19 protein-coding genes and 1 pseudogene are annotated in these 20,672 nt (G+C 45.7%); 16 read left to right on the top strand and 4 right to left on the bottom strand.

The window, feature by feature from the left end:
* Positions 1 to 123 precede the first annotated feature (123 nt).
* Positions 124 to 1,056, bottom strand: a complete 933-nt coding sequence (locus MKY10_RS21280; protein WP_003227049.1) for an aldo/keto reductase — start codon at positions 1,054 to 1,056, stop codon at positions 124 to 126.
* 53 nt (positions 1,057 to 1,109) lie between these two features.
* Positions 1,110 to 1,865 carry a myo-inositol utilization transcriptional regulator IolR gene (gene iolR / locus MKY10_RS21275; RefSeq protein WP_003227050.1) on the bottom strand — a complete coding sequence of 252 codons (756 nt, stop codon included), beginning with the start codon at positions 1,863 to 1,865 and terminating at the stop codon, positions 1,110 to 1,112.
* Positions 1,866 to 2,281: 416 nt separating this feature from the next.
* On the opposite strand from iolR, the gene iolA reads away from it, so the two are divergent.
* The 15 genes from iolA to MKY10_RS21200 all read left to right on the top strand — a co-directional run bounded on the left by iolA (position 2,282) and on the right by MKY10_RS21200 (position 18,475).
* The gene (gene iolA / locus MKY10_RS21270; protein ID WP_032676940.1) at positions 2,282 to 3,745 is read left to right on the top strand and encodes a methylmalonate-semialdehyde dehydrogenase; all 1,464 of its coding nucleotides are present in this window, start codon (positions 2,282 to 2,284) and stop codon (positions 3,743 to 3,745) included.
* A gap of 74 nt (positions 3,746 to 3,819) precedes the next feature.
* Positions 3,820 to 4,635 carry a 5-deoxy-glucuronate isomerase gene (iolB, locus tag MKY10_RS21265; protein ID WP_003243247.1) on the top strand — a complete coding sequence of 272 codons (816 nt, stop codon included), beginning with the start codon at positions 3,820 to 3,822 and terminating at the stop codon, positions 4,633 to 4,635.
* Positions 4,636 to 4,658: 23 nt separating this feature from the next.
* Entirely contained in the window at positions 4,659 to 5,636 is a 978-nt protein-coding gene (gene iolC / locus MKY10_RS21260) for a 5-dehydro-2-deoxygluconokinase (protein ID WP_339225998.1), read from the top strand.
* A 32-nt stretch (positions 5,637 to 5,668) separates the two neighbouring features.
* Entirely contained in the window at positions 5,669 to 7,582 is a 1,914-nt protein-coding gene (gene iolD / locus MKY10_RS21255) for a 3D-(3,5/4)-trihydroxycyclohexane-1,2-dione acylhydrolase (decyclizing) (RefSeq protein ID WP_003227059.1), read from the top strand.
* A gap of 15 nt (positions 7,583 to 7,597) precedes the next feature.
* Positions 7,598 to 8,491 (top strand): myo-inosose-2 dehydratase, encoded by an 894-nt coding sequence (iolE, locus tag MKY10_RS21250; RefSeq protein WP_003227062.1) that lies wholly within the window; start codon positions 7,598 to 7,600, stop codon positions 8,489 to 8,491.
* Between the two features lie 14 nt (positions 8,492 to 8,505).
* The gene (iolF, locus tag MKY10_RS21245) at positions 8,506 to 9,822 is read left to right on the top strand and encodes a myo-inositol transporter IolF (RefSeq protein ID WP_032676943.1); all 1,317 of its coding nucleotides are present in this window, start codon (positions 8,506 to 8,508) and stop codon (positions 9,820 to 9,822) included.
* A gap of 22 nt (positions 9,823 to 9,844) precedes the next feature.
* Positions 9,845 to 10,879, top strand: a complete 1,035-nt coding sequence (gene iolG, locus MKY10_RS21240; RefSeq protein ID WP_003227066.1) for a bifunctional inositol 2-dehydrogenase/D-chiro-inositol 1-dehydrogenase — start codon at positions 9,845 to 9,847, stop codon at positions 10,877 to 10,879.
* A 19-nt stretch (positions 10,880 to 10,898) separates the two neighbouring features.
* A complete protein-coding gene (locus MKY10_RS21235; RefSeq protein ID WP_264240194.1) occupies positions 10,899 to 11,768 on the top strand; it encodes a sugar phosphate isomerase/epimerase in 870 nt (289 codons plus the stop codon).
* A gap of 85 nt (positions 11,769 to 11,853) precedes the next feature.
* Positions 11,854 to 12,690 (top strand): 2-keto-myo-inositol isomerase, encoded by an 837-nt coding sequence (iolI, locus tag MKY10_RS21230; RefSeq protein ID WP_015715014.1) that lies wholly within the window; start codon positions 11,854 to 11,856, stop codon positions 12,688 to 12,690.
* A gap of 20 nt (positions 12,691 to 12,710) precedes the next feature.
* Positions 12,711 to 13,583 carry a 6-phospho-5-dehydro-2-deoxy-D-gluconate aldolase gene (gene iolJ, locus MKY10_RS21225; RefSeq protein ID WP_003242766.1) on the top strand — a complete coding sequence of 291 codons (873 nt, stop codon included), beginning with the start codon at positions 12,711 to 12,713 and terminating at the stop codon, positions 13,581 to 13,583.
* 107 nt (positions 13,584 to 13,690) lie between these two features.
* The gene (gene yxdJ / locus MKY10_RS21220) at positions 13,691 to 14,380 is read left to right on the top strand and encodes a two-component system response regulator YxdJ (RefSeq protein WP_029318588.1); all 690 of its coding nucleotides are present in this window, start codon (positions 13,691 to 13,693) and stop codon (positions 14,378 to 14,380) included.
* Positions 14,377 to 15,354 (top strand): two-component system sensor histidine kinase YxdK, encoded by a 978-nt coding sequence (yxdK, locus tag MKY10_RS21215; protein ID WP_024572300.1) that lies wholly within the window; start codon positions 14,377 to 14,379, stop codon positions 15,352 to 15,354. Before yxdJ ends, yxdK begins: the two co-directional genes overlap by 4 nt.
* Before the next feature lie 143 nt (positions 15,355 to 15,497).
* Positions 15,498 to 16,271, top strand: coding sequence for an ABC transporter ATP-binding protein YxdL (gene yxdL / locus MKY10_RS21210; RefSeq protein WP_003243557.1), 774 nt, complete (start codon positions 15,498 to 15,500; stop codon positions 16,269 to 16,271).
* A complete protein-coding gene (gene yxdM / locus MKY10_RS21205) occupies positions 16,246 to 18,114 on the top strand; it encodes an ABC transporter permease YxdM (protein ID WP_114523594.1) in 1,869 nt (622 codons plus the stop codon). Before yxdL ends, yxdM begins: the two co-directional genes overlap by 26 nt.
* A gap of 13 nt (positions 18,115 to 18,127) precedes the next feature.
* Positions 18,128 to 18,475, top strand: a complete 348-nt coding sequence (locus tag MKY10_RS21200) for a YxeA family protein (RefSeq protein ID WP_003227084.1) — start codon at positions 18,128 to 18,130, stop codon at positions 18,473 to 18,475.
* Positions 18,476 to 18,515: 40 nt separating this feature from the next.
* On the opposite strand, the gene MKY10_RS21195 is transcribed toward MKY10_RS21200, so the two are convergent.
* Positions 18,516 to 19,481: an iron-hydroxamate ABC transporter substrate-binding protein gene (locus MKY10_RS21195; RefSeq protein WP_077670864.1), complete on the bottom strand. Its 966-nt coding sequence runs from the start codon at positions 19,479 to 19,481 to the stop codon at positions 18,516 to 18,518.
* 177 nt (positions 19,482 to 19,658) lie between these two features.
* Between MKY10_RS21195 and MKY10_RS21190 the strand changes: the two genes are divergently transcribed.
* Complete coding sequence (locus MKY10_RS21190; protein WP_003227087.1) at positions 19,659 to 20,057, top strand: hypothetical protein; 399 nt, start codon at positions 19,659 to 19,661, stop codon at positions 20,055 to 20,057.
* Positions 20,058 to 20,100: 43 nt separating this feature from the next.
* On the opposite strand, the pseudogene MKY10_RS21185 reads toward MKY10_RS21190, so the two are convergent.
* Positions 20,101 to 20,453 (bottom strand): annotated as a pseudogene (locus tag MKY10_RS21185) (hypothetical protein).
* Between the last annotated feature and the right edge of the window lie 219 nt (positions 20,454 to 20,672).

Raw genomic sequence — 20,672 nt, 5'->3', positions numbered from 1 at the left:
CTTTCTTTCTGAGATAAACTACCTTTATTTTATCGGATGTATGGCTCTTTTTGTAAGATTTTGCTTCTAGAAATTTATTGCACAAGAAAACAGCCTTCCCCAATGGAGAAGGCTGTTTTCTTCTTATGCGAACAGCTTATCAATAAATGAAATATCCTCTTGAGAAAGCGTCACGTCGGCTGTTTTGATGTTATCAATCAGCTGATCGGCACGTTTTGCTCCAGGGATTAAAATATCAATTTCCGGTCTTGCTAAATACCAGGCCAATACGATGTGAGGGATATCCACGTTGTGTTTTTCGGCAATCGGCGCAAGCTTGTTGACCTTTCTGATATTTTCTTTGAAACGCTCGCCCTTGAAGTGTTCCTGTTCGTTTCGCAGGTCGCCTTCTGGGAACGTTGTATCTTCTGTATACTTTCCTGCCAATAAACCTGATACGAGCGGGAAGTAAGGGATAAATGAAATATTATGCTCCTTCGTATACGGGAAGAATGTTTTTTCCGCTTCACGGTTTAACAGGTTGTATTCGCCTTGCAATACATCTACCAAACCGTCTTTGTTTGCTTCTTTCAATTGCTCTAAAGAGAAGTTGGATACACCGATGGAGCGGATTTTTCCGGCTTTCTTCATCTCATTCAGCGCGTTAACGGCTTCATCCTTAGGCGTATGTTCGTCAGGGAAGTGAATGTAGAACAAATCGATATAATCGGTATTCAAGCGCTTCAGGCTTTCATCAACTGATTTTTTAAGAAATTCTGGTGAATTATCAAAGACAAAGTCATTGCCTTGTTTTCTGTGAGCGGCTTTTGTAGCGATGACAACATCTTCACGGTTGAATTCACGCAGCACTTCACCAATTAATTCTTCGGAACGGCCGATCCCGTAAATATAAGCGGTGTCTAACATTGTCACGCCATTACGGATCGCCTCGCGCACCAATTCTTTTCCGGTTTCTTCATTTAGGTTCGGGTAGAGGTTATGTCCTCCGACAGCATTTGTTCCTAATCCGATAGGGAATACCTGCAAGTCTGATTTTCCGAGCTTCGCTTTTTTCATGATCTGCCTCCTAGAATAAAATGGATGATAGACTCTCAACACTATTGTAAACGTTAGGCCAGATGAATGCCGATTTGATGCTCATTGCAGTACTGCGTGTACTCGTCGTCTAATGGCTGAGAGGTCACAATGCAATGCAGCCTGTCAAACGGTGCATACGTCAGAAGCGTTGATTTTCCGAATTTAGAATGGTCAGCCAATAGATACACTTCTTTTGCTTTTTCTGAAATCCTCTTTTTAATTTCATACTCCAGCAGATCCGAATTGGTCAATCCGTGAGTCAGCGTCGTTCCGGTAGCGGACATAAAGGCTTTGTTGATATTGTACTTATCAAGCATAGCCGGGTCGTCCATGCCGACAAAGGAGCGGGTTTTTCTCTTATAGTTGTTTCCGATAATGATTAAGTTGATATTCTTCAAAGCTGACGCCGCATTGATAATGTCTAAACTGTTGGTTAAGATGGTGACATTTTTGGCTGGATCAAGCGTATCAAGAATAGACTTTGTCGTCGTTCCTGAATCAATGAAGACCAAATCGTGATCTTCAATAAATCGGGAAGCATAATGGGCGATTTTTGTTTTTTCATCCTGGTGCTGAATGGTGCGATTTTCAAAAGGAACTAATGCGGTTTTTTCAATAGATGTTACGCCGCCGTATACTTTTTCAATCGCACCCTTTTCTGTTAGCTTGTTGATATCACGTCTGACTGTGTTTTTGGAGACATTGAACACCTGGCACAGCTCATCTAAGGAAACAGTGCCATGCGATAAAATGTACTCCTCCATTTCCTGAATCCGCATCAGTTTCATATAAAAAACTCCTTCTTGAATCTTTACGTAACATAAATATATAATAAAAACCAAAAGTTAATCAATAGTTGCTTAAAAAATGATAACATCGGTGTATATCTTTTGCAAGATTCGACGGGCTTCTCTTACCTCTATTACTTGATTAAAAGATTAATATAATAAAAATAATGAAAAAATGTAGTGTTTATGATTGACTTATGGGTATTATGCGATTAGAATATAACCAAGAAATAACCAAAAAGTAACCTGTTGTGCATGAAATGGTTGCTTGTATGTAAATATGCATCCGCCATTTATTTTTTTGGTGTTTTTGAAAGCGTTTAATTCTTGGCTTGCTGAAAAGTGGATATTGATATGAATCTATCCGGAACCATCCATACAAGTGTATGTGTTTACTAATGAAGGAGGCAATAAGAATGGCAGAAATCAGAAAATTAAAAAACTACATCAACGGTGAATGGGTTGAAAGCAAAACAGATCAATATGAAGATGTCGTCAATCCGGCGACGAAAGAAGTGCTATGCCAAGTGCCGATTTCTACAAAAGAGGATATTGATTACGCAGCGCAAACAGCGGCTGAAGCATTTAAAACATGGTCAAAGGTGGCGGTTCCTCGCCGCGCCAGAATTCTATTTAACTTCCAGCAGCTGCTGTCCCAGCATAGAGAAGAACTTGCTCATCTAATTACCATTGAAAACGGAAAAAACACGAAAGAAGCTTTAGGTGAAGTGGGACGCGGGATTGAAAACGTAGAGTTCGCCGCTGGAGCACCTTCCCTGATGATGGGTGACTCACTTGCTTCCATCGCAACGGACGTTGAAGCGGCGAACTACCGTTACCCAATCGGAGTTGTCGGCGGAATCGCGCCATTCAACTTCCCGATGATGGTTCCTTGCTGGATGTTCCCGATGGCGATCGCGCTCGGCAACACATTTATTTTAAAGCCATCTGAGCGGACTCCGCTGTTAACAGAGAAATTGGTTGAGCTTTTTGAAAAAGCGGGCCTTCCGAAAGGGGTGTTCAACGTCGTATACGGTGCGCATGACGTTGTGAACGGCATCCTCGAGCATCCCGAAATTAAAGCGATTTCATTTGTAGGCTCCAAGCCAGTAGGCGAATACGTCTACAAAAAAGGAAGCGAAAACTTAAAACGCGTTCAATCTCTGACTGGCGCGAAAAACCATACGATTGTCTTGAACGATGCGAATCTTGAAGACACGGTTACAAACATCGTTGGAGCTGCCTTCGGTTCTGCCGGTGAACGCTGCATGGCTTGTGCGGTTGTGACAGTTGAAGAAGGAATCGCCGATGAATTTATGGCGAAGCTGCAGGAAAAAGTGGCGGACATTAAAATCGGTAACGGCCTTGATGACGGCGTGTTCTTAGGACCGGTGATTCGCGAAGACAACAAGAAGCGCACGCTCAGCTATATCGAAAAAGGTCTTGAAGAAGGTGCCAGACTCGTATGTGACGGACGTGAAAATGTGTCTGACGACGGCTACTTTGTCGGCCCGACGATCTTTGACAATGTCACAACAGAAATGACGATCTGGAAAGATGAAATTTTCGCTCCGGTCTTATCTGTCATCCGTGTGAAAAACCTGAAAGAAGCGATTGAAATCGCCAATAAGTCTGAGTTTGCGAACGGCGCCTGCTTGTTCACATCCAACTCAAACGCAATCCGCTACTTCCGTGAAAACATTGATGCGGGAATGCTAGGCATCAACCTTGGTGTGCCGGCTCCAATGGCGTTCTTCCCATTCTCAGGCTGGAAATCTTCATTCTTTGGAACGCTGCATGCGAACGGAAAAGACAGCGTCGACTTCTATACACGTAAAAAAGTGGTGACGGCAAGATATCCGGCACCTGATTTCAACTAAACGACGAACAGCCGAACGGCGTCCATGTGCGCTGTTCGGACTCATTCTGCCAATAGAAAGAGGAGGGCTTCTCTATGAGTTATTTGTTGCGTAAGCCGCAGTCGCATGAAGTGTCTAATGGGGTCAAACTCGTGCACGAAGTAACGACATCCAACTCTGATCTCACTTATGTAGAGTTTAAAGTGTTAGATCTTGCATCAGGTTCAAGCTATACAGAAGAATTGAAAAAACAAGAAATCTGTATTGTGGCGGTAACGGGGAAAATTACAGTGACAGATCATGAGTCGACTTTTGAGAATATCGGCACGCGCGAAAGCGTATTTGAACGAAAACCGACAGACAGCGTCTATATTTCAAATGACCGTGCATTTGAGATCACAGCGGTCAGCGACGCAAGAGTGGCGCTTTGCTATTCTCCATCGGAAAAGCAGCTTCCGACAAAGCTGATCAAAGCGGAAGACAACGGAATTGAGCATCGCGGGCAATTTTCAAACAAACGTACTGTTCATAACATTCTTCCGGATTCAGACCCTTCAGCTAACAGTCTATTAGTAGTTGAAGTCTATACAGACAGCGGCAACTGGTCCAGCTACCCGCCTCACAAACATGACCAAGACAACTTGCCGGAAGAATCTTTCTTAGAAGAAACGTACTACCATGAGTTAGACCCGGGACAGGGCTTTGTGTTTCAGCGCGTATACACAGATGACCGTTCTATTGACGAGACAATGACTGTGGGAAATGAAAACGTTGTCATTGTTCCTGCGGGATACCACCCGGTAGGCGTTCCGGACGGATACACATCCTACTATTTAAATGTCATGGCAGGGCCGACGCGAAAATGGAAGTTTTATAACGACCCGGCGCATGAATGGATTTTAGAACGCTAACAAGTGAGGAGTGGCTGTTTACGATGAAGTATACATTCAATGAAGAGAAGGCTTTTGATATTGTTGCCATCGGCCGGGCATGTATTGATCTGAACGCAGTCGAATACAACCGCCCAATGGAAGAAACGATGACATTTTCGAAATATGTCGGCGGTTCACCTGCGAATATCGCGATCGGCAGCGCGAAGCTTGGCTTAAAAGCGGGCTTCATCGGCAAAATTCCGGATGACCAGCATGGAAGATTCATAGAGTCCTATATGAGAAAGACCGGCGTTGATACAACACAGATGGTTGTTGATCAAGATGGACACAAAGCAGGCCTTGCATTTACAGAAATCCTCAGCCCTGAAGAATGCAGCATTTTAATGTATCGCGATGATGTGGCGGATCTTTATCTTGAGCCTTCAGAGGTAAGCGAAGACTATATCGCAAATGCGAAAATGCTGCTTGTTTCCGGGACAGCGCTCGCCAAAAGCCCGTCACGGGAAGCGGTATTAAAAGCTGTTCAATACGCGAAGAAGCATCAGGTTAAAGTGGTGTTCGAACTGGATTACCGCCCGTATACGTGGCAGTCATCAGATGAAACAGCCGTTTATTATTCTTTGGTTGCCGAGCAGTCTGATATCGTCATCGGCACACGCGATGAATTTGATGTGATGGAAAACCGCACAGGCGGAAGCAATGAAGAATCCGTCAATCATTTATTTGGCCATTCAGCCGACCTCGTTGTCATCAAACACGGCGTCGAAGGCTCTTACGCATACAGCAAATCCGGCGAGGTATTCCGCGCTCAAGCGTACAAGACAAAAGTGCTGAAAACTTTTGGAGCCGGTGACTCCTATGCGTCAGCCTTTATCTATGGCCTTGTCACCGGAAAAGACATCGAAACGGCATTGAAATACGGCAGTGCTTCAGCTTCCATTGTGGTGAGCAAGCACAGTTCGTCAGAATCGATGCCGACTGCTGATGAAATCGTACAGCTTATTGAAGCACAGTCATAATTGAAAAAGATCGAGTAAAGGTGGGATCGTTTGTGGGCAAGAAAATTCGCTTAACAACAGCACAGGCGCTGATTAAATTCTTAAACCAGCAGTACATCCATGTAGATGGAAAGGAAGAGCCTTTTGTCGAAGGGATCTTCACGATTTTCGGTCATGGAAACGTATTAGGGATCGGGCAGGCGCTTGAGCAGGATGCAGGCCATTTGAAAGTCTATCAAGGGAAAAATGAACAAGGAATGGCGCATGCGGCCATGGCGTACAGCAAGCAAATGCTGAGAAGAAAAATATATGCGGTGTCTACATCCGTCGGACCTGGAGCGGCTAACTTGGTGGCGGCAGCCGGCACTGCATTGGCAAACAATATCCCAGTTCTCTTGATTCCGGCAGACACATTTGCGACAAGACAGCCAGACCCTGTACTGCAGCAAATGGAGCAAGAATACAGTGCGGCGATTACGACAAACGATGCATTGAAGCCTGTATCGAGATACTGGGACCGCATTACGCGCCCTGAGCAGCTGATGAGCAGTTTGCTGCGCGCGTTTGAAGTCATGACTGATCCGGCAAAAGCAGGTCCGGCAACGATTTGTATTTCTCAGGATGTTGAAGGGGAAGCATACGATTTTGATGAAAGTTTCTTCGTCAAACGGGTTCACTATATTGATCGCATGCAGCCGAGCGAGCGCGAGCTTCAAGGAGCGGCGGAGCTGATTAAATCCAGCAAAAAACCTGTGATTCTCGTCGGCGGAGGCGCAAAATATTCCGGTGCGCGCGATGAATTGGTCGCCATTTCTGAAGCCTATAACATTCCGTTAGTTGAAACGCAGGCAGGAAAGTCTACTGTTGAGGCTGATTTTGCGAACAACCTTGGCGGAATGGGCATCACAGGTACACTTGCGGCAAACAAAGCGGCCCGCCAAGCTGATTTGATTATTGGCATCGGCACAAGGTATACAGATTTTGCGACATCCTCTAAGACCGCTTTTGATTTTGATAAGGCGAAGTTTTTGAACATTAACGTCAGCCGAATGCAGGCGTATAAACTTGATGCATTCCAAGTGGTAGCGGATGCGAAAGTGACGCTTGGCAAACTGCATGCCTTGCTTGAAGGCTATGAGAGCGAGTTCGGCACAACGATTCGGGAGCTGAAGGACGAATGGCTAGCTGAACGCGAGCGTCTCAGCAAAGTGACGTTTAAGCGGGAAGCATTTGATCCGGAAATCAAACATCATTTTTCTCAAGAGGTCCTGAATGAATATGCTGACGCGTTGAATACGGAGCTTCCGCAAACAACGGCATTGCTGACAATCAACGAGACGATTCCTGAAGACAGTGTCATCATCTGTTCAGCAGGCTCACTCCCAGGAGATTTGCAGCGTCTGTGGCATTCTAATGTTCCGAATACGTATCACCTGGAGTATGGGTATTCTTGCATGGGCTATGAAGTGTCCGGGACACTCGGTCTTAAACTGGCCCACCCTGACAGAGAAGTGTATTCAATCGTCGGAGACGGCAGCTTCCTGATGCTTCATTCTGAATTGATCACGGCGATTCAATACAACAAGAAAATCAATGTGCTGCTCTTTGACAACTCAGGATTCGGATGCATCAACAACCTGCAAATGGATCACGGCAGCGGCAGCTACTATTGCGAGTTCCGCACAGATGACAACCAAATCCTGAATGTCGATTACGCGAAAGTCGCTGAGGGATACGGCGCGAAAACCTACCGCGCAAACACAGTAGAAGAATTAAAAGCAGCGTTAGAGGATGCGAAGAAACAGGATGTATCAACATTAATTGAAATGAAGGTGCTGCCTAAAACAATGACGGACGGCTATGACAGCTGGTGGCATGTCGGGGTGGCAGAGGTATCTGAACAAGAAAGCGTTCAGAAGGCATACGAAGCAAAAGAGAAAAAGCTGGAATCTGCGAAGCAGTATTAGAGGGGAGGCACCAAGATGGGCAAAAATGAAATCCTGTGGGGAATCGCTCCCATTGGGTGGCGGAATGATGACATGCCTGAAATTGGAGCGGGAAATACACTTCAGCATTTGTTAAGTGATATCGTTGTCGCACGTTTTCAAGGCACGGAGGTCGGGGGCTTTTTCCCCGAACCTGCCATCCTGAACAAAGAGCTGAAGCTTCGGAACTTACGCATTGCAGGAAAATGGTTCAGCAGTTTTATTTTGCGTGACGGACTTGGTGAAGCGGCAAAGACATTTACCCTGCATTGTGAGTATTTGCAGCAAGTAAACGCGGATGTCGCAGTTGTCTCTGAACAAACGTACAGCGTGCAAAGCTTGGAGAAAAACGTGTTCACAGAGAAGCCGCACTTTACGGATGATGAATGGGAGCGGCTTTGCGAAGGGCTGAATCACCTTGGCGAAATTGCCGCTCAGCATGGCTTGAAGCTTGTCTATCATCATCATCTCGGCACTGGTGTCCAAACAGCGGAAGAAGTGGACCGCCTGATGGCAGGAACAGACCCTGCGCATGTACACCTCCTCTATGATACAGGCCATGCGTATATTTCTGACGGCGATTACATGGGGATGCTTGAGAAGCATATCGGCCGCATTAAGCATGTGCACTTTAAGGATGCCCGCCTGAATGTCATGGAACAATGCAGGCTCGAAGGACAATCGTTCCGGCAATCATTTTTAAAAGGCATGTTTACGGTTCCCGGTGACGGCTGCATTGACTTTAGAGAAGTATATCAGCTGCTGTTGAAGCACAGTTATTCCGGATGGATTGTCATTGAAGCTGAACAAGACCCCGATGTTGCAAACCCGCTGGAGTATGCATTGATTGCGAGAAACTATATTGATCAGCAGTTGTTGGATCTGGCTTAATGGGGAATGAACATATGGGCAATACCAATGGAGATTCAGCCTTCAATAAACGGACAATCGCGGCAGCATTGGCCAACTATATTGATGCCGGTTCAATTGTGGCAGGCTCCGCCGGTTTATCATTATGGGTCAGTTACCTTAAGCTATCCGATACACAAATCGGGCTGCTCGGCGCGCTGAGCGCGAATGCGATTTCTGCCGCTGTCGGCGCGCTGCTTGGCGGGTTTCTGGCTGATAAAGTCGGACGGAAGGCTGTTTATACCAATAGTATGCTGGTTTATGCACTAGGGATTTGTTTGGTTTTGTTCGGGGTTAATTTCCCCATGTTGTTAAGCGGTTACATCATTATCGGTTTATCAGTAGGGGCTGACATAACCGCGTCATGGACCATTATTGCGGAAAATGCGCCAAAGAAGAATCGGGCCAGGCATTGCGGCGTAGCACAAGTCGCTTGGGCCGCGGGCGCTGTCGTTGTACTGCTCCTCTCCGTACTGGCCGGTGACTTGGGACTCTTGGGGAATAAAATCGTATTTGCCCATCTGCTTGTGATTGCGCTGATTACGTACATCCTGAGAATCAGGCTTCCGGAATCAGACGCCTGGCAGACAAAAAATCAGCCGGAGGAAGCTCAGGCAGAGAAGCCGGCTGTATTGAATAAGACATCGTATTTTGATTTGCTCAAGCCTATGTATCTAAAAAGCATACTGTTTTTGATGGGTGTGTATTTGGTTTGGAACTTAGCCGCCGGGGTCATGGGCTTCTTTATGCCATACATTTATCAGCAGGTCGGCGGTGTATCTGCCAACATGGCCAACCTTTTGCAAATGGGGCTGTTTATCTTCACAGGATTGGGGGTCGCCTTGATCTTCATGCCCTTTGCCGACAAATATAGAAAAACCGTATTTGGAATCGCCGCTTTCATGGCGGTGATCGGGTGGACACTGTTTCTGCTGCCAGTTGAAGGCCTGCCGATTCTGCTCCTGTTTATTGTCGTGATCGGCATCAATAACGGAGCAGGGCAGCAAGCGAACTATCAGTTATGGGCCAGTGAAATCTTTCCTACGCAATATCGTGCTTCCGCACAAGGACTGATGTTTTTCCTTGTCCGTATTTCAATAGGGATTTGGAGTCTGTTTGTCCCAATGATTATCACCAATTTCGGCATTGGAACGATGGCTGCAATTCTTCTCGGATGTGTGACGGCCAGTATGATCATCGGGCTGCTCTTTGCGCCGAATACGTCTGGCAAGTCGCTTGAGCAAATTCAAGAGGAACTCTACGGATCTCCTCAGAGCCAAGTAAAGCAAGAAACAGAAAGCAAAATTATGTAATCAACAGAAGGAGTGGCTGTCAATGAGTTTACGTATTGGCGTAATTGGAACTGGAGCAATCGGAAAAGAACATATTAACCGTATCACGAACAAGCTGTCAGGCGCGGAAATTGTAGCTGTAACGGATGTTAATCAAGAAGCTGCACAAAAGGTCGTTGAGCAATACCAATTAAACGCGACGTTTTATCCGAATGATGACAGCTTGCTTGCAGACGAAAATGTAGACGCTGTTTTAGTGACAAGCTGGGGGCCTGCGCATGAGTCAAGCGTGCTGAAAGCGATTAAAGCCCAGAAATATGTGTTCTGTGAAAAACCGCTCGCGACAACGGCTGAAGGATGCATGCGCATTGTCGAAGAAGAAATCAAAGTGGGCAAACGCCTTGTTCAAGTCGGCTTCATGCGCCGTTATGACAGCGGTTACGTACAGCTGAAGGAAGCACTTGATAACCATGTGATTGGCGAACCGCTTATGATTCACTGCGCGCACCGCAACCCGACTGTAGGAGATAACTACACAACCGATATGGCCGTAGTCGACACGCTCGTTCATGAAATTGATGTGCTGCACTGGCTCGTCAACGATGACTACGAGTCCGTTCAAGTCATCTACCCGAAAAAATCGAAAAACGCGCTGCCGCATTTAAAAGATCCGCAAATCGTCGTGATTGAAACAAAAGGCGGTATCGTCATCAATGCTGAAATCTATGTGAACTGTAAATATGGCTATGACATTCAATGTGAAATCGTCGGAGAAGACGGCATCATCAAGCTTCCTGAACCATCAAGCATCAGCTTGAGAAAAGAAGGCAAATTCAGCACAGATATTTTGATGGATTGGCAGAGACGCTTTGTTGCTGCGTACGATGTGGAAATCCAAGACTTTATTGATTCGATTCAAAAGAAAGGCGAGGTCAGCGGACCGACGGCATGGGACGGCTATATTGCTGCTGTCACGACTGACGCGTGTGTAAAAGCCCAGGAATCTGGACAAAAAGAAAAGGTTGAATTGAAGGAAAAACCGGAATTCTATCAATCTTTTACAACAGTTCAAAACTAAAAAACAGAGGAGTGAAAATATGAAGTTAGCATTGGATCCATCCATGTATCGTGATGATTTAACTTTAGAGGAAACGGTCTATAAAACGGCGGAGCTTGGCTATGAATATATCGAATTGTCTCCGCGTGAGGATTTTTGCCCGTTTTATAAATATCCGAAAGTCGATTCAGCAAAGATCAAACAATTAAAGCGCCTTTTAAGAGATACAGGTGTTAAGCTTTCATCGCTTCTTCCTCTTTACCACTGGGCGGGTCCTGATGAAGACCGCCGGCAGGCAGCGGTGCGCAATTGGAAACGGGCAATCGAAATTGCGGTTGAACTTGAAGTGGATTTGATGAACAGCGAATTCAGCGGTTCGAAATATGATCCTTTAACAAGTGAAGAAAAATTTATCAAATCCATGGATGAGCTTCTGCCAGTCTTTGAAAAAGAAGGCGTGAAACTCAATCTTCAAGCCCACCCATACGATTTTATCGAAACGCACAAAGGTGCGATGGATATGATCCGCGCGCTTGACAAGGATTGGATCAATCTTGTCTACTCGACTGCGCATACGTTCTTCTATGATGACGGCAAAGGCGACATCGAGACCATGTTTGACGAAGCCGGCGACCGCCTCACACATGTTTTATTTGCAGATACCTATAATCATAAAGCGGCTCATGGCCTTCGCTACATCGTCAATCCGCCTGACGCGAAAGTAACGGTTCACCAGCATTTGGACATTGGCCAAGGCGAGGTTGATTTTGATACGATTTTCAGAAAACTGAGAGAGATGAAGTTCGACGGAATTGCGACGAATGCCGTATTTGCTTGGGTCGATGAAAGAGCGGATGAATCAAGCCGATTTATGCTTAAGAAAATGAAAGAAGAATTAGGTCTGGCATAAGCTGAGCATGGAGTTCGGCGGGATATGGCGACAGCCTTCCTGCCGAACTCCCTTCATATCTAAAACGCAGATGGGGGAGTCTGGCATGAAACTTTGTTTTAATGAAGCGACAACATTGGAAAATTCAAACCTTAAACTGGATTTAGAACTATGCGAAAAGCATGGCTATGATTATATTGAAATCCGTACAATGGATAAGCTGCCGGAGTACTTAAAAGACCATTCATTGGATGACCTTGCGGAATATTTTCAAACCCACCACATCAAACCGCTTGCCTTAAACGCACTCGTTTTCTTCAACAACCGTGATGAAAAGGGCCACAACGAGATCATCACTGAATTTAAAGGCATGATGGAAACATGCAAAACCCTCGGTGTGAAATATGTGGTGGCCGTTCCGCTTGTGACAGAGCAGAAGATTGTAAAAGAAGAGATCAAAAAGAGCAGTGTAGAGGTGCTGACTGAGCTGTCAGATATCGCGGAGCCGTACGGCGTAAAAATCGCGCTTGAATTTGTCGGCCATCCGCAATGTACGGTCAATACGTTTGAACAGGCGTATGAGATCGTAAACACAGTTAACCGTGACAATGTCGGGCTTGTCCTTGATAGTTTTCACTTCCATGCAATGGGTTCAAATATTGAGAGCTTAAAGCAGGCGGACGGAAAGAAAATCTTCATCTATCATATTGATGATACAGAAGATTTCCCAATCGGCTTTTTAACAGATGAGGATCGTGTATGGCCGGGACAAGGGGCAATTGACTTAGATGCCCACTTATCAGCACTGAAGGAAATCGGCTTCTCTGATGTTGTATCGGTTGAGCTCTTCCGGCCTGAATACTATAAGCTGACTGCTGAGGAAGCCATTCAAACAGCGAAAAAAACAACAGTGGACGTCGTATCAAAATACTTCAACATGTAATGGATAAAGGAGGGGTGGACATGGCTTTTGTATCGATGAAAGAGCTTCTTGAAGATGCAAAGCGGGAGCAATATGCAATTGGCCAGTTTAATATCAACGGCCTGCAATGGACGAAGGCGATTTTGCAGGCGGCGCAAAAGGAGCAATCACCGGTCATCGCCGCGGCTTCCGATCGCCTGGTCGACTATTTAGGCGGATTTAAAACGATTGCCGCCATGGTAGGGGCGTTAATAGAGGACATGGCAATTACCGTTCCGGTCGTGCTTCATCTCGATCACGGCAGCAGTGCGGAACGCTGCAGACAGGCCATTGATGCCGGATTCAGCTCAGTGATGATTGACGGCTCCCATCAGCCGATTGACGAGAATATCGCGATGACAAAAGAAGTCACCGATTATGCCGCAAAACACGGCGTATCAGTAGAAGCCGAAGTCGGCACGGTCGGCGGAATGGAAGACGGACTGGTCGGCGGGGTCCGCTATGCGGATATCACGGAATGTGAGCGGATCGTTAAAGAAACCAATATCGACGCGCTGGCCGCCGCCCTCGGCTCTGTACACGGCAAATATCAGGGTGAGCCGAATCTCGGATTTAAGGAAATGGAGGCTATCTCCCGCATGACTGATATTCCCCTCGTTCTTCACGGGGCATCCGGGATTCCGCAGGATCAGATCAAAAAAGCTATCACGCTCGGCCACGCGAAGATCAATATCAATACGGAATGTATGGTAGCGTGGACAGACGAAACACGCCGCATGTTTCAGGAAAACAGCGATCTGTACGAACCGCGCGGCTATTTGACACCCGGCATTGAAGCCGTGGAAGAGACAGTGCGAAGCAAAATGAGAGAGTTCGGATCAGCCGGTAAAGCAGCTAAGCAGCAGGTCGGCTAAAGAGACCAAAAACCGCCGAGATGGCGGTTTTTTTGTGCGGTGTTGCGTCCATACGCCCAAAACGATTATGATGATGGCAGCAGTGTAAGAAACGGGAGTGGTTCAGTTTGAATAAAATCATGATTGTGGAAGACAGTGAAGACATTCGCGGACTATTGCAGAATTACCTTGAAAAATACGGATATCAAACAGTGGTCGCCGCGGATTTTACAGCTGTTCTTGATGTCTTTTTGCGGGAAAAGCCCGATGTGGTGCTGCTTGATATCAATTTGCCGGCATATGACGGATATTATTGGTGCCGGCAGATCCGCCAGCACTCCACAAGCCCGATCATCTTTATTTCTGCCAGAAGTGGGGAAATGGATCAGGTGATGGCGATTGAAAATGGGGGAGACGATTATATCGAAAAACCGTTTTCTTATGATATTGTGCTGGCGAAAATCAAAAGCCAGATCCGGAGGGCGTACGGGGAGTACGCCGCAAAGCAGGGAGAGAAAGTGGTTGAATATGCCGGCGTTCAGCTCTTTGTGGAACGGTTTGAACTGCGTTTTCAGGATGAAAAAAGCTTGCTTTCTAAAAAAGAAAGCAAGCTTTTGGAAGTGCTGCTTGAGCGGGGAGAAAAGGTGACGAGTCGGGACCGTCTCATGGAAAAGACGTGGGACACCGACATATTCATCGATGATAATACACTTAACGTGTATATCACGCGGCTCAGAAAAAAACTGCGGGAGCTGAATGCGCCTGTTTCTATTGAAGCGGTGCGGGGCGAAGGCTACCAGCTGAGGGCGCAGTCATGAAGCTGTTTCTCCGGTCTCATGCAGTGCTGATTCTGCTTTTTCTCCTTCAAGGGCTGTTTGTCTTCTTTTATTACTGGTTTGCGGGTCTTCATTCTTTTTCTCACTTGTTTTACATATTGGGCGTGCAGCTTCTTATTTTGGCGGGCTATCTTGCCTATCGCTGGTACAAAGACCGCGGCGTGTATCATTGGCTCAGCTCGGGGCAGGAAGGGACGGATATCCCGTATCTCGGTTCTTCAGTGTTCTGTTCAGAGCTGTATGAAAAGCAGATGGAGCTGGTCCGGCTGCAGCACCAGAAGCTCCATGAGACCGAAGCCAAGCTTGACGCGCGGGTGACGTATATGAATCAATGGGTGCACCAAGTAAAGACGCCGCTGTCGGTCATTAATTTAATCATTCAAGAAGAGGACGAGCCCGTTTTTGAACAAATCAAAAAAGAAGTCCGGCAGATTGAATTCGGGCTGGAGACGCTTCTTTATTCTTCAAGGCTCGACCTGTTTGAACGGGATTTTAAAATCGAAGCGGTTTCCCTGTCCGAGCTTCTCCAATCAGTCATTCAAAGCTATAAACGATTTTTTATTCAATATCGCGTTTATCCGAAAATGAACGTTTGCGATGATCATCAAATTTACACCGATGCAAAATGGCTCAAATTTGCGATCGGCCAAGTGGTCACAAATGCGGTCAAGTATTCAGCGGGCAAGAGTGACAGACTTGAGCTGAATGTCTTCCGCGATGAAGACAGGACGGTGCTTGAAGTCAAAGATTACGGTGTCGGGATTCCCTCGCAAGACATCAAGCGGGTGTTTGACCCTTATTACACCGGTGAAAACGGGCGGCGTTTCCAAGAATCTACGGGAATCGGCCTCCATCTCGTCAAAGAAATTACAGATAAGCTCAATCATACGGTAGACATCAGCTCGTCTCCCGGTGAAGGGACATCAGTTCGATTTTCATTTCTTACAAAAATGTAAGGCTGCGTTAAGAAAACAACATAGCCCGCTTTGTTTCCCCTTGATAACATGGATTTATGTCAAGGGGATTTTTATGTTGAACGTCCCGGCACTACATGAAAGCAGCCCAGATCAACAAGAATAAAACCATAAGGAGGATTTTCATGGCGAATATGCTTGAAGTCAAACATATAAATAAAACCTATAAAGGACAAGTGTCCTATCAAGCCTTAAAGCAAATTTCATTTTCAATAGAAGAAGGCGAGTTCACGGCGGTGATGGGGCCGTCCGGGTCCGGAAAAACAACGCTTTTGAATATCATTTCAACGATTGACCGTCCGGATTCAGGCGATATCCTGATTAACGGAGAAAACCCGCATCGCCTGAAGCGGACAAAGCTCGCTCATTTCCGCCGCAAGCAGCTCGGATTTGTGTTTCAGGATTTCAACCTTCTGGACACGCTGACAATCGGTGAAAATATCATGCTGCCGTTAACGCTTGAAAAAGAAGCGCCGTCTGTCATGGAAGAAAAACTGCACGGCATCGCGGCAAAGCTCGGTATCGAAAACCTGCTTAACAAGCGGACGTTTGAAGTATCCGGAGGCCAGCGCCAGCGGGCCGCCATCGCAAGAGCGGTCATTCATAAGCCGTCACTCATTCTGGCCGATGAACCAACTGGAAACCTTGATTCCAAAGCGACAAAAGACGTCATGGAAACGTTGCAGAGCCTGAATCGGGATGATCATGTCACGGCTTTGATGGTGACCCACGATCCGGTTTCGGCAAGCTACTGCCGCCGCGTCATCTTTATAAAAGACGGCGAATTGTTTAATGAGATTTACCGCGGGGAAAACCGCCAAGTCTTTTATGAACAAATTCTTGATGTGCTGTCTATGCTGGGGGGAAACGCAAATGACCTTTCTTCAGTTCGCTTATAAAAACGTCACGAGAAACAAAAGGGCCTATCTTGCATTCTTTTTAAGCAGCGCCTTTTCCGTTTTGATTTTCTTTACCTTTGCGATGTTCCTGTTTCATCCGGCATTAAAGGAAGGCTACCTGAATAACATCGCCAAAAAAGGCTTAACCGCTGCGGAATGGATGATCTTTGTTTTTTCTTTCTTATTTGTTCTGTATTCGGTTAACGCATTTTTGAAATCGAGAAATAAAGAATTCGGCATTCTGCTCATGCAGGGCATCACGCCGGGTCAGCTGAGAAAGCTCATTACGGCGGAAAATATGATCATCGGCGTCATGTCAATTGCAGCCGGCATTATCGGAGGATTCATTTTTTCAAAGACGTTCTTTACGGTCGGCGCTTATATTTTAGAAATGGACGCGCTGCCTTTGTATATGCCTTGGAAAGCGCTCGGTATTACGGCCTGCGGATTTCTGCTCTTATTTTTCTTTTTATCGCAGTTTACGATCCTTTTTGTCAGATCAAATACGGTTATCAAATTAATAAAGGGCACTGACAAGATTAAGCCGGAGCCTAAGCCGTCCGTGCTTCTGTCCTTATTCGGCATCGCCTGTCTTTGCGGCGGGTACGGCATGGTTCTTAAAGGCAATGTCCACGGGGCCGAACCGTTTATCATTTTACTGCTCACCGTCATCGGAACTTATTTCTTTTTCAGCCAAAGCAGCATATGGATTCTGCGCGCACTGAAGAAGTGGAAAACCTTTTATCTGCGCGGGAAAAACGTCATCTGGGTTTCTGACCTTGTCTATCGTTTAAAAGACAACGCCCGCCTGTTCTTTATTGTCAGCATTATTTCCGCGGTTGCGTTTACTGCGACAGGCGTGCTCGCGATGTACAAATCGACCGTCGGGGCGGAAGAGTCCGCTTATGAAATGGAGTATTTATCTTACAGCAACAATCCAAAAGAACAGACTCATTTGAAAGATATTGACCATGAACTGAAAACACACGGCTTTACGTATAAGAAAGACAAAATAGATGTTTCCTATGTTCGCTATCAGGAAGGAGAAACTGTTCCCCCTGTTTACATGATCAGTGAATCGGATGCGGCAAAATACTTCCATGTCAAAGTGAACGGCCTGAAAGAAGACGAGGCTGTCTATTTCCCGGGAACGTATGACCGCAATTTCAAAAACGAAGCGCCGGATCAGCTGAAGCTGCTGAACCAAAAAGGGGAGCTGTCTGATCAAAAACTGTCGGTAAAAGAAGTCAAAAAACCGCTGATCTCATTGAATGCCATCATCGCGGTGAATGATCAAACCTTTGATCAGCTGAAATCACTCGGTGATAAAGCGTCATTATACGGCTACAGCTATGATCATTGGAAAGACAGTCTTGAGATCAGCCAATCCTTGCAAAATGAGATTTACGGCAATTATATCGACGTGCATTCTGACTTTGCTTCAAAAGCCGGGACTTACTATGATACGGTGCAGCTGCCGAGCCTGAGTTTATTTATCGGCCTGTTTATCGCAATTGTATTCTTTGTCGCGGCAGCAAGTTTCTTATATTTCAGGCTGTTCACTGATTTAGATGAAGACCGGGAGCGCTACCGTTCACTGGCCAAAATCGGCCTGAGTGAGCGTGAAATGGCACAAAGCGTGACAATACAATTGGCGATTCTTTTCTTCTTTCCATTTGTCATTGCCGTCATGCATACACTGTTTGCCTTGAGAACATTGGCTGTGGAAGGCTATTCTGATGTCGCGGGGCCGCTCAGTCTCACCATCGGAGGGTTTTTCATTTTTCAGCTTCTATTCTTCCTCGCGGTGCGGTCAAGCTATTTGAAAAAAATGAACAAGTAAGGGGAGTGCAAAGATGAAAAAAGCAATGGCAATCCTGGCCGTCTTGGCGGCTGCTGCCGTAATATGCGGGCTTCTCTTTTTTCATAACGATGTTACAGACAGATTTAATCCGTTTATTCACCAGCAAGATGTCTATGTTCAGATTGATCGAGATGGCAGACATCTTAGTCCGGGCGGTACTGAATATACATTAGACGGATATAATGCATCCGGGAAAAAAGAAGAAGTGACCTTTTTCGCCGGCAAAGAGCTTCGGAAGAACGCGTATTTGAAGGTGAAGGCGAAAGGAAAGTATGTCGAGACTTGGGAAGAAGTCAAGTTTGAAGATATGCCGGACTCCGTACAGTCAAAATTAAAGTGAACCATAAAAAACGGCACAGCGTCATGACTGTGCCGTTTTTTTATTTTTTATTTTCTTCGGCCCGTTTGATCAGCATGTCGGTGATGATATCCACCTGTTTGCTGACAGAAATCGGGTCGTACGGGTAGAACGTGTCAAAGTCATTGATAAACACGCGATTATGTTTAACAGCGTCAAGGTTCTTCCAAATAGAGGAATTCTCCAGCTTGTCGAGTGTTTTGCTTTCGCCTTTCGGGTTGTAATCCGTAATGAACATATAATCTGCGGCATACTCAGGAATAACCTCTTGAGAGAGCTGTTTCATCTCTCCTTTTTTGATGACATCTTGCTCAATTTTTTCAGGCGCTTTTAACCCAAGTGCATTGTATACAGCTTGGCCGCCGCGTCCGCCATTGTCATTGAACACCCAGAATTCGCCCTTGTCTGTGTTTTCATAAATGCCGAAGGTCGCATCTTTGTCGATGACGCCGGCAATTTTCTTTTTAGCTGCTTCCGCTTTTTTGTTAAAGTCAGCCATAAATGATTCTGCTTTGTCTTTCGCTCCGGCGATATCTCCGAACATGCTGACTGTGTCCTCTACGTTTTTCGCTGTGTTATAAGGTATGACAACAGTCGGAGCGATTTTCTTTAATTTATCAACATTCTCTTCATTCATGACAACAATTAAGTCAGGCTGAAGCTCCATCACTTTTTCAACGCTGATTGGATCACCGACATCCTTCACATTTTTCAGCTTTGATTTTAAAAACGGATTATCAAATGACCATGAGCCTGAGCCGACCACATTGGCCCCGACAGACAGCAATTCACCGGCATAAAAATCAGTGACGATGCGTTTCGGATGTGCAGGAATGTTGACGTTCCCTTTTGGTGATTTGTATGTTCTCATTTCTGTTTTTTCGGAAGCAGAATCGCTTGAGCTCCCTTTAGAAGCCGTGCCGCTGCAAGCGCTGACAAACATGAGAAGCAGCACAAGCATGCCCACGAGCAATATGTTCTTTTTCATCAAGAACCCTCCCACTATGTATCTCAATAGATTAGTAATGATTATCATTATCAATTAATAATATAGCAAGAAACCTGTTCTCCGTCTATCACTATTTTTAAAGGAGAAAGTTTTTCCCGTTTATGGGTGACGCGGTATGCCTAATCGATTATTATAGGTAAATAGGAGGAGAAAAATATGGGAATTACAAAAAGAGGTTCCGCTTGGGAATGGCTGCATAGCTGGTGGATGCTGTTTATTTTCATGCCTTTTGCCATTACCAGTTTTTTTGCCTTTTTATTTATTGGCATCAAGGTTAGAAATAGAAAGTGGATCATGTACGGCATCATTTATTTTTTCATTTTTGCGTTTGGTTTTGTTTTGCCCGATCTGCCCGGTGTTTTTATTGTGGTCCCGTTATGGGCGGTGACCATTATTCATGGATTTAAAGTGCGCCCGCTGTATTTGATTCAGCTGGATGTCTACAAAGATCATGTGGAGGCGCGGGCTTTTGCCGAGGCAAGAAGTGAAGCCGAGAGCAGATTTCATGCACCGAAACAGTCTATTCAGGATATACATATTCGCAAAGAACAGTAAGAAAAAAAGCTCAACACTCGCATTGTGTTGAGCTTTTTATATGTTACTGCTGATAGGATTGCTGCTGAAATGGCGTGTTTTGGCCGAATGGAAGTGTAGACACATTCGTATTCATGACGCTGGATTGCCAGTAAGTTCCTGTTGCATTTGGTTGCACATGTTGACAACCTGCTGGCACTTTTGAATCGCCATGTCATGCCCGTGCAGTGCTTGCTGAATGGTATGTGCAGCTTGTTGTTCGTGGTTTAGAATCTGCTGCAGCATTTGGATGTTTTGCTGTTCCTGATGAAGCATGTGGCGATATTGCTGGCTGCTTTGCTGTGTTTGCTGAATGAGCTGCTGAGCAGTCTGGCGGCATTGATTCAGCTGCTGCAAGCCGTGTTGTGTATTATGCATGAATGATCCCTCCATGTATCGATTGACGTGAGTCGGTATTATCATGCAACCTGAATGAAAAGAAATTCTGCAAATGAGGAACTACAATTATTTTCCTCAGCCCCTCTGTCTTTGAATGAAAACGGTAAAGATTGTATACTGGGTACAAACCCTTTTTATGTAAATGTTCCGTTTTAACATATAAGAATGGCGGAAAACGAAACCCTGAGATGGGAGAAT

The sequence above is a fragment of the Bacillus sp. FSL P4-0290 genome (assembly GCF_037975435.1).
GTDB classification, from domain to species: Bacteria; Bacillota; Bacilli; order Bacillales; family Bacillaceae; genus Bacillus; species Bacillus subtilis.
Note: the sequence above shows the minus strand (reverse complement) of the source record. Positions and strands in the feature narration are given on the sequence as shown.